At 68.3% G+C, this 15,414-nt stretch carries 15 protein-coding genes and 1 pseudogene; 8 read left to right on the top strand and 8 right to left on the bottom strand.

The annotated features are described in order from the left end of the window. Positions 1-219 precede the first annotated feature (219 nt). Together ACVBD7_RS22760 and ACVBD7_RS22755 are read left to right on the top strand one after the other, a co-directional pair. Positions 220-1,794, top strand: coding sequence for an ABC transporter substrate-binding protein (locus ACVBD7_RS22760; protein WP_458097809.1), 1,575 nt, complete (start codon positions 220-222; stop codon positions 1,792-1,794). 99 nt (positions 1,795-1,893) lie between these two features. After that, the gene (locus tag ACVBD7_RS22755; protein WP_458097808.1) at positions 1,894-2,199 is read left to right on the top strand and encodes a hypothetical protein; all 306 of its coding nucleotides are present in this window, start codon (positions 1,894-1,896) and stop codon (positions 2,197-2,199) included. A 248-nt stretch (positions 2,200-2,447) separates the two neighbouring features. Here the strand turns inward: ACVBD7_RS22755 and ACVBD7_RS22750 are convergent, their stop codons facing one another. Together ACVBD7_RS22750 and ACVBD7_RS22745 are read right to left on the bottom strand one after the other, a co-directional pair. Continuing rightward, positions 2,448-3,248: an SDR family NAD(P)-dependent oxidoreductase gene (locus ACVBD7_RS22750; RefSeq protein WP_458097807.1), complete on the bottom strand. Its 801-nt coding sequence runs from the start codon at positions 3,246-3,248 to the stop codon at positions 2,448-2,450. A 183-nt stretch (positions 3,249-3,431) separates the two neighbouring features. Continuing rightward, entirely contained in the window at positions 3,432-3,830 is a 399-nt protein-coding gene (locus ACVBD7_RS22745) for a hypothetical protein (RefSeq protein ID WP_458097806.1), read from the bottom strand. Between the two features lie 41 nt (positions 3,831-3,871). Here ACVBD7_RS22745 and ACVBD7_RS22740 point away from each other — a divergent pair. After that, positions 3,872-4,507: pseudogene (locus tag ACVBD7_RS22740) on the top strand (Bug family tripartite tricarboxylate transporter substrate binding protein); the annotation flags it as partial. Positions 4,508-4,735: 228 nt separating this feature from the next. On the opposite strand, the gene ACVBD7_RS22735 reads toward ACVBD7_RS22740, so the two are convergent. Beyond that, the gene (locus tag ACVBD7_RS22735; protein ID WP_458097805.1) at positions 4,736-5,212 is read right to left on the bottom strand and encodes a VOC family protein; all 477 of its coding nucleotides are present in this window, start codon (positions 5,210-5,212) and stop codon (positions 4,736-4,738) included. Positions 5,213-5,401: 189 nt separating this feature from the next. Between ACVBD7_RS22735 and ACVBD7_RS22730 the strand changes: the two genes are divergently transcribed. Both ACVBD7_RS22730 and ACVBD7_RS22725 read left to right on the top strand, forming a co-directional pair. Next, a complete protein-coding gene (locus ACVBD7_RS22730; protein WP_458097804.1) occupies positions 5,402-6,385 on the top strand; it encodes a Bug family tripartite tricarboxylate transporter substrate binding protein in 984 nt (327 codons plus the stop codon). A 14-nt stretch (positions 6,386-6,399) separates the two neighbouring features. Continuing rightward, the gene (locus tag ACVBD7_RS22725; RefSeq protein ID WP_458097803.1) at positions 6,400-6,552 is read left to right on the top strand and encodes a hypothetical protein; all 153 of its coding nucleotides are present in this window, start codon (positions 6,400-6,402) and stop codon (positions 6,550-6,552) included. A gap of 90 nt (positions 6,553-6,642) precedes the next feature. Here the strand turns inward: ACVBD7_RS22725 and ACVBD7_RS22720 are convergent, their stop codons facing one another. From ACVBD7_RS22720 to ACVBD7_RS22710, 3 genes are all read right to left on the bottom strand, one after another. Beyond that, positions 6,643-7,164, bottom strand: coding sequence for a hypothetical protein (locus ACVBD7_RS22720; protein WP_458097802.1), 522 nt, complete (start codon positions 7,162-7,164; stop codon positions 6,643-6,645). 32 nt (positions 7,165-7,196) lie between these two features. Then, the gene (locus ACVBD7_RS22715) at positions 7,197-7,883 is read right to left on the bottom strand and encodes a hypothetical protein (RefSeq protein WP_458097801.1); all 687 of its coding nucleotides are present in this window, start codon (positions 7,881-7,883) and stop codon (positions 7,197-7,199) included. Between the two features lie 244 nt (positions 7,884-8,127). After that, the gene (locus ACVBD7_RS22710; protein WP_458097800.1) at positions 8,128-8,514 is read right to left on the bottom strand and encodes a hypothetical protein; all 387 of its coding nucleotides are present in this window, start codon (positions 8,512-8,514) and stop codon (positions 8,128-8,130) included. Positions 8,515-8,832: 318 nt separating this feature from the next. Between ACVBD7_RS22710 and ACVBD7_RS22705 the strand changes: the two genes are divergently transcribed. Then, positions 8,833-10,356, top strand: a complete 1,524-nt coding sequence (locus ACVBD7_RS22705; RefSeq protein WP_458097799.1) for an ABC transporter substrate-binding protein — start codon at positions 8,833-8,835, stop codon at positions 10,354-10,356. Here ACVBD7_RS22705 and ACVBD7_RS22700 read toward each other — a convergent pair. Continuing rightward, complete coding sequence (locus tag ACVBD7_RS22700; protein ID WP_458097798.1) at positions 10,343-11,383, bottom strand: DmpA family aminopeptidase; 1,041 nt, start codon at positions 11,381-11,383, stop codon at positions 10,343-10,345. The two genes, ACVBD7_RS22705 and ACVBD7_RS22700, sit on opposite strands and share 14 nt — an antisense overlap. Positions 11,384-11,649: 266 nt before the next feature. Between ACVBD7_RS22700 and ACVBD7_RS22695 the strand changes: the two genes are divergently transcribed. Beyond that, positions 11,650-12,471, top strand: coding sequence for a hypothetical protein (locus tag ACVBD7_RS22695; RefSeq protein WP_458097797.1), 822 nt, complete (start codon positions 11,650-11,652; stop codon positions 12,469-12,471). A gap of 241 nt (positions 12,472-12,712) precedes the next feature. On the opposite strand, the gene ACVBD7_RS22690 is transcribed toward ACVBD7_RS22695, so the two are convergent. Continuing rightward, positions 12,713-13,486 carry an IclR family transcriptional regulator gene (locus tag ACVBD7_RS22690; protein ID WP_458097796.1) on the bottom strand — a complete coding sequence of 258 codons (774 nt, stop codon included), beginning with the start codon at positions 13,484-13,486 and terminating at the stop codon, positions 12,713-12,715. 209 nt (positions 13,487-13,695) lie between these two features. On the opposite strand from ACVBD7_RS22690, the gene ACVBD7_RS22685 reads away from it, so the two are divergent. After that, positions 13,696-15,408 carry a thiamine pyrophosphate-binding protein gene (locus tag ACVBD7_RS22685; protein ID WP_458098353.1) on the top strand — a complete coding sequence of 571 codons (1,713 nt, stop codon included), beginning with the start codon at positions 13,696-13,698 and terminating at the stop codon, positions 15,406-15,408. Positions 15,409-15,414 lie beyond the last annotated feature (6 nt).

Below are 15,414 nucleotides of genomic sequence, written 5' to 3'. Positions count from 1 at the left end.
TGCCAGCCCATCGACCCGGCCGCGGAAGGACGCCCTCGGACGCCCTTTCGAGACTGGGCTACCGGCTGGACAGCAAGCGGATCCTGGTTTTGAAATGATTGCGGCACTACGACGTCGGCTTCGTGCAGATCACCGACGGGGTTCGCTGCGACGCGGCGCCACTGACTTTTCCCAACGCCGCTTCAGGCGGCCCTACTGGTCCAAGGTGGAGAGCCCGTCATGACCGTCAGCCGACGCCAGTTCCTCGCCGGCACCGCGGCCGGCGCCCTGGCCGCGCCAGCTGCAGCCCAGCCCGCCCGCCTGCTGCGCTTCGTACCGCACGCCAATCTCACCAGCCTTGATCCCGTCTGGACTTCGGCCTGGATCACGCGCGACCACGGCTACATGGTCTACGACACCCTCTACGGCCAGGGCGCGGATCTCACTCCGAAGCCGCAGATGGCGGAAGGCCACGTCTGGGAAGCAGAACATCGCGGCATCACCATCTCCTTACGCGAGGGGCTGCGCTTTCATGACGGCGAGCCGGTACTGGCGCGGGACTGCCTCGCCTCCCTCCAGCGTTGGGCGCGACGCGACAGCTTCGGCCAGTTCGTCGCGGCCGCCCTCGACGAGGCCACAGCCCCGGACGACCGCCGTCTCGTGCTGCGCTTCAACCGACCCTTTCCTTTCTTCCTCGACAGCATCGCCAAGACCGCGCCGATGTTCGTCATGCCCGAGCGCCTCGCCCGGACCGACGCTTTCACGCAACTGACCGAGGTGGTGGGCAGCGGCCCCTTCCGCTTCCAGCGCAGCGAATGGGTTCCCGGAGACCGGGTGGTGTATGAGCGCCACGCTGCCTACCAGCCAAGGCAGGAGCCGGCGGACATGCTGGCCGGGGGCAAGGCTGCGAATTTCGACCGGGTTGAGTGGCGGATCATCCCCGATGCTGCCACGGCGGCGGCGGCGCTTCAGTCGGGGGAGGTAGATTGGTGGGAGGCGCCCAGCTTCGATCTCCTGCCACTCCTCGGTCGCAACCGTGCGCTGCGCGTCGAGCAGGTCGAGCGGTTCGGCTCCGTTTCCAACCTGCGCGTGAACCACCTTGTCCCACCCTTCAACAACCCGGCCTTCCGGCGCGCCATCTGGCTCGCCCTTCCCCAGGCCGATATCATGACCGCCGTGGCAGGCGCGGATCCGGCGCGCTGGACCGCGCCGGTCGGCTTCTTTACCCCGGGTTCGCCGCTGGCGAGCGATGCAGGCATGGACGTGCTGCGCGGGCCCCGCGACATCGATGCCGCGAGGCGGGCCATCGCGGCCTCCGGATATCGCGGGGAGCGGCTGACGTTCCTCCACGCAGCGGACGTCGGCACGGTGGACGCGATGAGCCACGTCCTGGCCGACATGTTCCGGCGTTTGGGTGTCAACCTCGACCACGTCGTGACGGACTGGGGCAGCGTGGTGCAGCGGCGCGCGCGGAAGGAGGCACCGGAGCAGGGAGGCTGGAGCGCCTTCTGCACCAACGCCACGGGAGCCGACGGGCTGGCACCGCCGACTCACTCCCTCCTGCGGAGCAACGGGGCGGCGGCCTGGTTCGGCTGGCCCGACATCCCGGCGATCGAGGGCGGAATCCAGAAGTGGTTTGGGGCCGGATCGCCCGCCGAGGCCGGGGCGGTGGGGCGTGAAATCCAGGCGGCTGCCTTCCACGAGGTGCCGCACTACCCCCTGGGCCAGTTCCGTCAGCCCTACGCTTTTCGGCGGGAGATGACGGGCATGGTGCCCGCACCAGTTCCGGTCCAGTGGAACGTCCGGCGGACGTGACGATCCATCGTCGGCCCCTATGCCTAGAAGGGCGTGCCCCGACCTGGGCGTCACAAGCGGCGTGACGGCGGGGCGGGAGCCAGCAATTCGAAGCTAGCCGTGTTGCATAATATGCATTATGTAAAAAATAATGGCCAGAGGATTATTTTAATTGATAAATTTGAGCGCGCGTCATCAGCTAGCCGGCGAAGCAGTCAGCAGTTGCTTCTTTCTAACAGCGCTGCAGCGTTCCGGAATCCGATGATCTCCGACGTCCACCTGACGCGTGAACTCGCCGGGCGAACCAAAAATCTGCGCAAGCGTGCCGACAGCGTTGGATCCATCGAGGCGGCGGATAGGCAGACCGGTCGACAGGCCATGGCGGATCAACTGCACGGTTGCAGCCGACGTTTGTTCGAAGCCTGATGACCAGAGGCGGCGCGGCCTCTTACTCGATGCACCGCTGTGATCCTGTCCGCATTGTCAGACCTTCAATCAGGTATCCACGGGAACACGAAACCGTCGTGTTCTCCTTCACGTCCAGTCGGCGCTGCTGCGCAAATCCGGCTATGGATGCTGCGATTGCCCGTGCCGTTACCGGACTTCGGACGCATCCAAAACCTGGCCTGGATAGCAAAGGCCAGATTGACGGTCTGCCCGGAAATCGTTGTCCGTCAGTAGTTGATGGCGCCGCGCACGCCTCCGCCCACGTCAATCGCAACGCCATTCACCGTTACGGACATGGGAGATGCCAGGAAGGCGATGACCTGGGCCACCTCCTCCGCAGTGGGCAGGCGGCCCATCAACACGTTCCCCGCCATGGCGATCTCCACTTCGCCCACGGTGCGGCCCTCGGCCCTGGCACGGGCCTCGATCATGGCGTCCACCTTCTCCGTGCGGGTCATGCCGGGGTGGACGGTGGTCACCGCGATGCCGGTGCCCGCCAGCTCATCCGCCAGGTTCTTCGAGAGGGCAACCACGGCAACGTTGCGGATGGTACCCACCACGTCCCCGGTCCGCCGCGCGCCCAGCCCGCTGACATTGACGATGCGGCCCCAGCCGCCCCGGCGCATCGACGGCAGGAATGCGCGGGCGCATCGCAGATAGCCCATAACCTTGGTGTCCATGTGGGACGCCAGCGACTCCCACTCCGCCTGGGACGGCGCAGGCACGGCTTTCTGTCCGGCGGGCTCAGCCGCGCAGTTCACCAGGATCTGAGCACCACCCATCTCGCGTTCCACGACGGCAGCCATCTCGGCCACCGCGGCATCATCCGTGGTGTTCGCGGCCACACCCAGGATGCGTCGACCAGTGGCCTTGGCGAGATCCGCAGCTACGCGGGCGGCATCCTCCGCATTGCGCGAAACCAGGACCAGGTCGGCCCCCTCAGCCGCGAGCAGTCGCGCGGTCGCCAGCCCGATGCCGCGTGTCCCACCGGTGATTACCGCCACCTTGCCCGCAATTCCCAAATCCATGGGCTGCACCCCCTGTTTCAACTGGGAAGTTTAACACCATCGACCGGGAAACCCTGGGGAGAAAGTTCGGTGGTGTGATCATGATCCCATTCGGCGGTCCGACGAACCAGGGACGAGGGCGCAGGTTCCGGTAGTGTCGTCCACGGGCGATCAGCAAGCAGCGCAAGATCTCCGCGTCGGCCATCAAGGACGGCCGGATTCATTCCCCCTCTTGGGACGGTAGCCGAGCGCTGCGGAGGCGCTCTCGCCTTCGGCGCGAAGAGCCCTGGCCGTGGCACCGTCCCGCGTCGAGTCGAGGTGCCCGGCGGCGCCCAGAGTGATAATAGCGCCCGCAAGGTCGCCCAGGTGGTCGAAGACAGGAACGGAGATGGCCGCGAAGCCGGCGTTGAGGAGGCCGTCCGTGAACGCCATTCGGTCGGGCCTCACCTCCTGCACCGTTACTCGGAGCCGCTGCCGAACCGTCTCGTCGGCCTCGTCAAGGAACGCCAGGAAAATGCGACCGGAGGCGGAGCGCTCCAGCGGCAGCATGGTGCCGAGCCGGATGGAAAGGGAGCCCCCTCGCCGGCCGTCCAGGCGAGACACGATAACGGGCGCCTGTCCCGCCCACGGGCTATGACCCCGTCGCTTCCTTCGCGCCGGTCGCCGTGGCGTCCGAGGGGCCGATGGTGCTCACCACCCATGCCCGCAGCGGCTACGGCTCCGTCGCCGAGGTGATCGCGGCGGCGAAACGCTCGCCCGGACGCGTCACCTACGCCTCCGCCGGCAGCGGCAGCCTGCCGCACCTGCTGGGCGAATCTTTCGCCCGCGTGACGGGCACGGAGCTGACCCATGTTCCCTGCCGCGGCGGTGCGCCGGCGATGAACGACCTGATCGGTGGCCAGGTGGACCTTTTCTTCGGGGCGGTGGCGAATGTAGTGCCGCATGTGGAGGGCGGACGGGCCGTGGCGCTGATGAGCACCGGCCTGGCCCGTTCCCCGCTCCTGCCCGCCGTGCCGACCGCGACGGAACTGGGCCACCGTGACCTCACCTTGACCTCCTGGACGGGCTTCGCCGCCCCCGCCGGAACCCCGGCGTCGGTGATCGAAAGCCTGAACCAGGGCGTCAACGAGGCGCTGCGGACGCCAGAGGTGACGGCGCTGATGCAGCGGATCGGGATCAGCGGCATCGGCGGCAGCCCCGCCGACATGGCGGCGCGGATCGCGCAGGAGTCCGCGACCTACAGGGGCATCATCACGGCTGCGAAGATCTCGGCGGAGTAGCGTTCAGCCCTTGGGGATGGGCCCCCAGGTACCCCGCAGCTAGGTGGGCTGCGGGCGAGAAGAGTGTCGAGGCCAGGGGGGCATTGGCGATGCTGCCCGAACCGATGGATAGAGGGCCTCATCGCGTCGCCGTGGTCGCGAACTTGCCGCGCCTGGTGCGGGGCGCATGGGCAGCCCACACCGCGTGGGCTTCCACGAGGTCAGGCGTGGGCTGCAGCCGGCCAATCTTCATCCGCGCCGGGCGGCCTCGATCGCCGCGACGTCGATCTTCCGCATGGTCATCATCGCCGTGAAGGCGCGTTGCGCCTCTTCTCCGCCGGCCGCGATCGCAGCGGTGAGCACGCGCGGCGTGATCTGCCACGAAATGCCCCAGCGATCCTTGCACCACCCGCAGGCGCTTTCCTGTCCACCGTTGCCGACGATCGCGTCCCACAGACGGTCGGTCTCCGCTTGGTCGTCCGTGGCGACTTGGAACGAGAAGGCTTCGTTGTGTCGGAAGGCTGGTCCACCGTTCAGCCCGATGCACGGGATGCCGGCCACCGTGAACGCGACCGTGAGCACGTCTCCGGCCTTTCCCGACGGGTAGTCGGCCGGCGCCCGGTGGACGGCCCCCATCGAGCTCTCCGGGAACGTCTCGGCATAGAAGCTGGCAGCGGCCTCCGCGTCCCTGTCGTACCAGAGACAGACCGTGTTCTTGGCGGGCATCAAAGCTCCTCCCTAGCGCCGCTGGTGACCGCGCATCCTCTGCGATCCGCATGGGTGCTGCAGCATGGCTTTCACCCGATCATCCGTTCCGATCGTCCCGGCTGACAAGATCCTGCTCCGGAGGCGACTGGACACAGATCGGCCAACGGGCAGAGCATGCCAGAAACTTTGACGGGAGGATGACGTCACATGTGCATCGGCGGGTTTTCGCGACGCGCCCTGATTGGCTCCCTGCCCGCGTCCTTCGTGGTGCCCGGCGCGTCTCGGGCGCAGGCGTCCTATCCCAGCCGACCTGTCAGAGTGGTGCTCGGTTTCGCCGCGGGTGGGGGCGCGGACGCTGTCGCGCGCCTGCTCTGCGCCGCCCTCTCGGACGAGTTGCGGCAGCCCTTCGTCGTCGACAACCGACCGGGTGCGAATGCCAATATCGCGACAGACTCTGTCGCCAAGGCGCCGGGTGATGGCCACACGCTGCTCTACAACACCTCGTCGCTCGTCATCAGCCCGCACCTTTACGCCAGCCTTCCCTACGACCTGCGGCGCGACCTAGTTCCTGTGGCGCAGGTGGCTGCCATCCCGCTCGTGCTGGTCGCCTCCCCACGCCTGCCCGTGCGCCGTATGGAGGAACTCGTCGCCCTCCTGCGCGCCCGGTCCGGCGAGCTGAACTATGCCTCCTCCAGCATCGGCAACATCACTCATCTTGCGATGGCCGAGATACTCCGGCTCACGGGAACGACGGCTAACCACGTCCCGTACCGGAGCGAGGCGCCGGCCATCAACGACCTCCTGGCCGGCCAGGTGGACCTCTACGCCGGCAACGCCAATGCCCTGATTCCGCAGGTCGCCGATGGCCGGTTGACGGCACTGGCCGTGACCGGCCTGCGGCGCCTGCCGCAACTGCCCGAGGTGCCGACGCTCGACGAGACCTTCTCCAAGGGACTGGAGATGGTGGCTTGGTCCGGCCTCATGGCACCCCGTGGCACGCCCGCCGACGTGGTGGACGCCCTTACCGGAACCGTGGAGAAGGTGCTCGCAGGCTCCGCGCTGCGAACTCGGATCGAGGAGGCGGGGGCAGAGGTTCGGTGGTCCGGCCCGGCGGCGTACAGCCAGCTGATCGAGGCCGAGCTGGATCGTTGGGGCAAGGCCGTGCGGACCGCGAACGTGCGGCTTGAATGAAAGGCGCGGGACCGATGACGTACCCGCCCACCGCCACCGCCACCTGCTGCCTCAGCGGAGCCTCGGACGGGATCGAAGACAGGACCACATCCCAGGCGGACAATGCCATGCTCATCCTCACAGGCTCCCAGGACGAGCACCGGGCGAATGTCGGCGAGCGCCCCTAGTGTCTCGAGGGCGACAGGCTCGTGCAGCTGGGAGACGTGCCCTTCCCCCCGCGACGATGATGCGGGACCAGTGAGGCGCAGAGTACCGCCTCAGCGGTTCGGCAGGCCGTTGGAGGACCGATCGCGGCGAATCTCTGCGGCGCGGCGGGCGACGTCATCGCGCATGCTGCTCAATCCGGCGCGGATGTCGCGGGTCGGGCCGGGAAAGGTGGTGGGCGGCGTAAACTGGTCAGGCGTGCGCGCATCGTAGGCGAGGACCGCGTCTATGGTGCGGAGCAGCGTAGGAATGTCACCGAAGGCCCACTCGTTCATCGGGCGACCGAAGCTCTCGTTGAGCGAGGAGAAGAGGGCGCGATCGCCATCAACCAGGTTATTCGGACGGGCGGCGAGATGGACGCGGTAGCGAAGCTGTCCGAGGTAGAAGAAGAAGGTGGCATCGTCCCGTTTGCCGGCGCGGAAGAGTTCGGCGGCGGCCTCGTAGTAGGCAGCGGGATGCTGCCCGTTGAGAGCCGTGGCTCGCTCCGCGACATCCTGGGCCCAGGACGGCAGTGGAAACGCGGAGAACGCTGCGAAAGCCGTGAGAGCGAGGGCGCGGCGTTGCGTGGTGGGCATGGGAGGGGAGTTTGCCGGGGCTCGCACCGCGGTCAAGGCATTCGGTTGGTCCGCATCCGGTCCAGCAACGCCGTCACCTCATGGCGTATCGCAGCCCAGTCAGAGAGGAAGCGCTCCGTGAAGGTCACCTCTACCGCCGCCTCGCCCTCCATCCACCACAGCTGGCAGGACAGGCCGGTCCAGCACGCCATGACCTCGGAAAGGCGCGCGGGTAACTCGTCCGCGAAGAGCCGCAGCTCCCGCGTGGGGTCGACGGCGGCAAACGGTCCGAGCGCGCGCAGGCCGAGCCGGGATGCTTCCTCCGTGTCGCCGAGGGACAGGGCAGAGAGGTCGAAGTCTGGGGCGAGGCCGAGTTGGTCCACGGTACTGTCCCGCCAGAGGGCAAGGAACCGCGCCCGTTGCCCCGAAATCCGCGAGAGCTGCTCGACCCGCGTCGTGGGCGAGATGTCCTGCACGGTGACGGCAATCAGGCCGCTCTCGTAGGCGGCGTCGTGCCCGGGGGGCAGCGCCACGGCACCAGGCCACAGGAGCTGCATCTGGAGGACGTCGGTTATCGCCGCTCCCGGTGCGACCGAGGCGTTCACCAGTGCCCGGGGCACGGCATAGCGGCGCCCCGCGACGGCGGCCTGTGCCGTATCGGCAGCCGTCGCCGCAGCTGGAATGCACAGGGCCAGCAGCAACAAGCCGGTTCGCCACGTCGCCATCAGGTTCACCTCCATCACGGGTCATCCTCCAAGTGCAGCGTCCCTGCCGTGCCTGCAACGACCATCCAGTGATGAAACACTGGGGCTGCAGGTCACTCCGCGCTTAGTGCCGCATCTGGCGCTGCGGTCCGGGGTGGACGACGCCAAGGCGCCCGGCTGCTCGAACAGCACCAGCACGGCGCGCCGTAGCGGCGGGAAACCTCGCCTCCGCTTTGCAATCCATAGTCTCATCTGCGGCGACAGGTGACCCGCGCCGCGCCTATGGCCCTTCTCCGACGGGCGCGCGGTCCAGGGTACATGTCTCATTCCCGCAGGCCAGCCGCAGGCGATAGGTCGGCTCCCCGCCCTGCGTCGGGAACTCCAGCTCGGCCGCGCGCGATCCGTGCCACTTGAGGAAGCGCAGCGGCGTGTCACCGACGGAGCGGAAGATCCGGCGAGCTCGCCCCGTATTCGGGTCGGCGAAGACGGTGAGGGTCTCGATCTGACCAAGCGCCTGGTCACGCTCCACCGTGACCATCAAGCGCCCATCCGGGGAGAGGTGGGCAACGGGTGGCGCGCGAACCAATAGCCAGGACGGCGCGGGCGGATCGGACAGCCCCGGCGCGAGCGCGGCGAGGAGGGTAAGGGCAGTGAAGCCGGCGGGCATCTGGGCGTCTCCGTCGGACGTAGAGGATGCAGGTCCCTACTCCCTCCAGGGATGCTCCCGCCACAGCCCCCTGCAGTCACACGCGGCACGCCGCAGCGAAGGTCAGGTGCCGCCCCTCCCCGCCCCAGTAAGGGCAACGGCAGCGCCGAGCGCGATACGCTCCCAAAGCTCTTGCTGGCCAGCTGGGGCTGGCTCACTTGCGCGAGGGCAGCCTTCCTGACGATCATCCAGGGTTCTCAGGATGAGGTCTGGACGATGGTGTTGGCGCGGCGCAGCCTCTTACAGGCCCCTCTCCTCCTGAGCGGGATTCTGCCAGCGATGGCCCAGACGCCCGCGGGCGTCCTCGTCATCGCCAAGCAGATCAGCGACCTCACCAGCGTGGACCCGGCCGAAAGCTTCGAGTGGAGCGGCGCCGAGGTGTGCGGCAACATCTACCAGAAGCTCGTCACCACCCCGAACGACGATCCCGCCCAACTTACAGGCGAGCTGGCCGAGAGCTGGGACGTGTCCGACGACGGGCGGAGCTTCACCTTCCGCATGCGCCAGGGCTCCCGCTTCGCCTCCGGCAACCCCGTCACGGCAGAGGACGCGGCCTGGTCGCTCCAGCGCGCCGCCATCATGAACAAGTCGCCCGCCTTCATCATCAACCAGTTCGGCTTCACGAAGGACAACGTGGCCGAGCGCATCCGCGCCACCGATCCCCGGACCCTTGTGCTACAGTTGGATGAGCCGACCGCGCCGAGCTTCCTCCTTTTCTGCCTCTCCGCCGTGGTCGGCAGCGTGATCGAGAAAGCCGCCGCCACCGCCCAGGCGCGCGGCGATGACCTCGGCAATGCTTGGCTGAAGGGCAACACCGCCGGCTCGGGTCCCTACGCGCTCCGCGGCTGGCGGGCGAACGAGAGCATCGTGCTGGAGGCCAATCCCCACGCCAGCCGCCCCCCGGCCACGCGCCGCGTCGTCACGCGCCACGTCGCCGATCCCGCCGTCCAGCTCCTCGGCCTGCAGCGAGGCGACTTCGATATCGCCCGCAATCTCCTGGCAGAGCAGATCAGCCAGATCTCGCGGGACCAGCGCTTCCGGCTCCACGCCCAACGCCGGGCCAGCGTGATGTATCTCTCGCTCAACCAGAAGCACCCGCAGCTCGCCCGGCCCGAGGTGCGGCAGGCCATCAAGATGGCCATCGACTACGAAGGCATCCAGCGCGGCGTCGTGCCCAACACCTTCGCGATCAATCAAAGCTTCCTCCCCCAGGGCTTCCCCGGCGCCCTGACCGACACGCCCTTCCGTCAGGACGTCGACGCCGCAAGGGCGCTGATGGCCCAGGCCGGCCTGGCCAACGGCTTCGATGCCAGCTTGGACTTCACGGCCGAGGCGCCCTTCATGGACATTGCCCAGGCGATCCAGGCCAACCTCGCCCGCATCGGCATCCGCCTGCGCATGAACCCCGGTGACAGCCGGCAGGTCGTCAGCCGAACCCGCGCCCGCCAGCACGACATCGCCCAGGTGCAGTGGGGCAGTGACTACTTCGACCCCAATTCGAATGCCGAGGCCTTCCTCATCAACACCGACAATACCGATGACGCCCGCAACAAGACCCTGGCCTGGCGCGCCAGCTGGCACATCCCCGAGATCAGCGCCCGCACCCTCGCCGCCCGCAAGGAAGCGGACGCGAGCACTCGCAATGCCATGTACGAGGCACTGCAGAGAGAGGGACGGGAGAGCAGCCCCTTCGTCATGCTCTTCCAGCTCATCGAGAACTCTGTCACCCGCGCCTCAGTCATGGGCCTCGACACCGGGCCGATGAGCGACCGCTACCGCTATGCCGGGATCACGAAGGCATAGCGGCCAGCACGTCCCGCAGCGCCGCCCGGTGATGCCCGCGGAAGCCCGTCATGGGCTCCGCGGCCACCATCGCGTCCATCACCGCCTCTGCCGTGCTTTCTGCCGCCGCGCGGAACAGCGCATCCATCCCGGCTTCGGCCAGGACGCGCCTCGCCAGGATTGGTTCAGGCGCCTCGTGCGGTCGCCGCTCCGCCGTCGAGAAGGCCAGCGCCAAGTCGCCGCTTCCGTGCCCCCAGAAGGACCCCGTCCAGGCAATGCCCGCCCCGGCCCGCGCGGCGACGCGCCGCAACTGCCGGTGCTCCAGCGGCACGTCCGTCGCGATCACCACGATCACCGATCCCCGCTCCGGGCTCCCCTCCCCGGCCGAAACCCGCCGTCCGTCCGGAAGCCTTAGGTCCCCTGCCCGCCCGTAGTTCGCCAGCACCAGCGCCCCGAGGTGGAAATGCCCGTCACCGATGTGCAGCCGGCGGGATGAACTGCCGATCCCACCCTTCAGGCCAAAACAACTCATCCCGGTGCCTGCACCCACGGCGCCCGAAACCATGTCCCCGCTGGCCACCCGGATTGCCGCCGCCGCGTCATCCGGCGTGATTGCCAGCGCCTGAATGTCGTTCAGGTACCCGTCGTTGCACTCCATCACCACAGGATTGACCGTCGAGGTCTCCCGCCCGATCCGCGGCTCCTCCCCGAGCGCGTGGCGGATCAGGGTTTCTGTGCAGGCAGCCACCCCGAAGGTGTTCGTGAGCAGGAGCGGCGTCTCCAACTCGCCGAGTTCCTGGACCTGCATCAGCCCCACGCTCTTGCCGAAGCCGTTCATGACCTCGACCGCCGCCGGCACCTTCTCGCGGAACAGGTTGCCCCCGTGCGGGAGGATCGCCGTCACCCCGGTCCGGATATTATCCCGCCGGCGCAGGGTAACATGGCCCACATGCACACCTGGTACGTCGGTGATGGCGTTCCGGGTTCCGGCGCGAAGGTCGCCCCAGCCAAGGCCGGCATCTCTGGCTCGCAAGTCCACCCGCTCCATCTTCTCATCTAGCAGCGGTATAGCTGATCGGCGGCGTCCAGCACTTGCTCAAGAGGCCATCCTGCGGGTCGTGAGTCGTCGTCCTCCGCTCCGCATAGTCCAGCGAGCCGGGCGTAGGGGTCTACCTGCAGGTGGCCTTTACAGAGATGACGTACCCGGCAGGACCGGCCGGGCTACCCGCACCGGTGCGCCCGAGGAGCGACACCGAGTTCCTGCGCGTGTACCAATAGCCTCGATTTTGCCGATCTTACCAGGAGGGCGAAGGCGTGAGCGCCGAGACTGAAAGCGTTCCCGTCATAGCGGCGGACACCATCACGAAGCTGCCGCCCGAGGCCGAAGGCGCGGTCGTCGTCTCCGGCTCGCACGCCGGGCGCTACCCGGGCTACCTCACCGCAAGGGCCCATGCGCGGGCGGTGATCCTGAACGATGCCGGGCTGGGCAAGAACGAGGCGGGGATCGGCTCCCTGCCCTACCTTGAGGTGCTGGGCATCGCTGCCGCCACCGTGTCGCACCTCTCCTGCCGGATTGGCGACACGGCCGACATGCGCGCGCGCGGCGTCATCAGCCACGCGAACGCGCCCGCCCGCGCGGTGGGAGTCGCCCCGGGGCTAGGTTGCGCCGAGGCGGCGGCGCTGCTGCGTAAGGCGTGGCACGCGCGCGTCGTGGCTCCCGCCCTCGGTGAGGCGCGAGGCGAGATCCCGGTGCATGGGGGCACGCGGCGTATCCTGCTGCTGGACTCCGCAGCCCTGGTCACCCCTGAGGATTCTGGGCAGATCGTCGTGACCGGCTCACATGGCGGACTCGTGGGCGGCGCACCGTACATGGCCCTGCGGACCGAGGGTTTCGCGGGGATCTTCCACGACGCCGGCATCGGAATCGATCGGGCAGGCACTACCCGCCTGCCCGCGCTCGACAGCCGCGGCATCGCATCCTTCACCGTCTCCGCCGCCTCAGCCCGCATCGGCGATGCTGCCTCCGTCTTCCATGACGGCGTCGTCTCCGTGGTGAACGAGACGGCGCGCCGCCTCGGCGCCGCGCCGGGACTGCGCGCATCCGAGGTGCTGCTCGCTTGGGCGCGCCGGATCTAATGGGAACCCCTTGGCCGTCGCTGCACGGCGCAAGGTGAAGCTCGCTACGAACGCGAGCACCCGCCCCGTCAACCCAGCTTAATCGGCCGGCGGCCTTGCGACGTTCTGCGGCAAGCTCGGCGTGGGTGAGATGGTCCGCAGCATCGAGGAGACCACCTTCCGCATCCGCCGTGCAGGGCATTCCACGACATGGTCGTGGAGCCGCACGACATGGAGGATTGGAAGGCACCCGTGGCGGGATCTAGGGTCCGTCCAGCCGCCGCGCGATCGCCGTCGCCTCCTCATGCAGCCAAGCCACCAATTGCGCCCTTCGCTCCGGCCGCATCCGGCCCTCGATAGCCGCGATGCTCAGCGCGCCCGCCACCCGCTCTCCACTCGTGCGGATCGGTACGCCGACCGCCATCATACCCGGCAAGATCAAGCCCGGATTTGTGGCGCAGCCCTCCGCGCGCGCGCGCTTCACCAGCGCGCGCAAGCTCACGGCGGAGAAGCCGGGGAAGCCGCGCAGCCGCCCCGCATTGGCGGTGATTACGCGATCCACTTCCTCATCCGGAAGGGCGGCCAGGATTGCGAGGCTGCCAGCGCCGACACCCAGCGGGCGCCGGTCCCCTACCGAGAGCGTGAGCGTCTTGATGGGGTAGCGCCCCTCCTGGCGGGCCGTGCAGAGCGCGTCATCTCCGGAGCGGATGCTGAGATAGACCGTGTCCTCGCTGCGCTCCTCCAGCCGCACGAGGCTGGCGCGCGCCAGCTCCGGCACGCCGTGCCTTTCCGCGGCGCGGCGCCCCAGCGCGTAGATCTCGAAGCCCAGGTGATAATGGGGCGCGTCCGGGTCCTGCTCCAGTAGTCCGGCTTGGACAAGCTGCGTCAGCAGACGGTGCGCCGTGGAGCGGGAGAGTCTGGTCTGAGCCGCCACGTCGCCCAGCCGCGCGCCGCCACGCCCCTCGGCGGCGACAGCGCGCAGCAGCGCCAGGGCGCGTTCGATGCCCTGGTGACCCGTCGAACTGCTGTTGTCCATCCCTCGGAACTCCAAGCGTGGATCGGCGGCCGGCCTCGTTGACGAGCCGCTAATCCCCTCCCTATAAATCCCATCCAACAGGATTGCACGTCCCAACTAGTAGGACATCGCGGCGGATCCTCTTTGCCGCTGCAGGCGCGAAGCAATAGTCTTGAAGAACAAGGAAACGTCGCGTGCCCGACACCCTCACCGCCAACTCCGCTCTCGAGATGCAGGGCGGCGAGGCAATCGCCCGTATCATCCGCGCCTATCACGGTGGCCCGATGTTCGGCATGGGCGGCTTCCAGCTCCTGCCGCTCTACGAGGCTGTGCGGCGCTTCGACATGCCCCATCACCTGATGAACGACGAGCGATCGGCGGTCTTCCTCGCCGACGCATACGCAAAAATTTCCGGCCGCGTTGGCCTCGCTGACGCCACGCTCGGTCCGGGAGCGACCAACCTCGTGACCGGCCTGGCCGAGGCGCTGAACGCCGGCACGCCAATGGTCTGCGTCGTCGGTGACACCCATCGCGACCATGCCTGGAAGAACATGACCCAGGAGTGCCGCCAGACCGAGCTGCTGCGCCCCGTCTGCAAGGAGCTGATCCGAATCGAGGCGATCGGCCGCATCCCGGAGCTGATGCGTCGCGCCTTCATGGTCGCCACCACCGGCCGCCCCGGCCCCGTCGTCGTCGACGTGCCCGAGGACCTGATGCACGCCACCCACACCTTCCAAGCGGAGGAGTTCGAGGTGGACGCGATCCACGAGGCCGCCCCCGCCCTGCGCTGCCGGCCGGACGGGCGCGCGGTGGAGCAGGCGGCAGCGCTGTTGGCCGGCGCGCGGCGGCCCTTCATCCTGGCGGGCGGCGGCGTCCACATCTCGGGCGCGGCCGAGACGCTTACCGCCTTCGCGCAGGCCACAAACATTCCCGTCGCCCACACGCTGACGGGCAAGGGCGCCATCCCTTGCACGGATGCGCTGAGCGCCGGCCTCTTCGGCCGCTACGACCGCATCGCCAACGGGCTGATCGACGAGGCGGACGTCATCCTCGTCGTCGGCTGCAAGCTCGGCGAGATCGCGACCAAGCGCTACACCGTGCCGGGGCCGGGCAAGACGATCATCCACCTCGACATCGTGGCGGAAGAGTTCGGCCGCACCCGGCGGGCCGATGTGCTGCTCTGGGGCGATGCGAAGCTCGGCATCGAGGACCTGCAGGCGGCTCTCCTCGCCAAGGCGCCGGACACCAGGTCCCGCCTCGCCTCCTATGCCGATGAAGTGCCGGTCCGCATGGCCAAGTGGCGGGAGGAGGTGGCGCCGCGGCTGCACTCCATCGAGCGCCCGATCAATGTCGCCCGCCTGCTCACCGCCATCAACACGGTGATGCCGGAGGACGGCATCCTCGTCGCCGATGGCGGCTTCGCGGCGCATTGGGGCGGGCTGCTCTTCGACACTAAGCGGGCCGGGCGCAGCTTCGTGCCCGATCGCGGCTTCGCCTCCATCGGTTACGGCCTGCCCGGCGCCATGGGCGCGGCGCTAGCGGCACCGGGCCGCCCCGTCCTTTCCCTCACCGGCGACAGCGGCTTTTGCATGGTGCTGGGCGACCTGGAAACCGCGCGACGGCTGGAGCTCGACTTCACCGTCATCGTCGTGAACAACGCGGCCTCCGGTTACGTCAAGGCGCTGCAACATCTGGTCTACGGGGCCGGAAACTACCATTCGTCCGACCTGACTGAGGTGAACTTCGCCGAGGTAGCTAAGGCCTTCGGCGTTACCGGCATCCGTGTCGAGGATCCGGAGGGCATCGAGGACGCGTTGCGCCAGGCAATGGCGATCAAGGGCCCGGTCGTTCTGGACGTGATCGTCACGCGCGACCCGGCCAAGATGCTCCCGGGCGTGGATAACCGGGCCGCCGTCATAAAGAAGGGCGACCGCATCGCCTGACGGGTG

This window comes from Roseomonas sp. WA12 (assembly GCF_054165765.1).
This window is presented reverse-complemented; position numbering and strand designations above follow the sequence as displayed.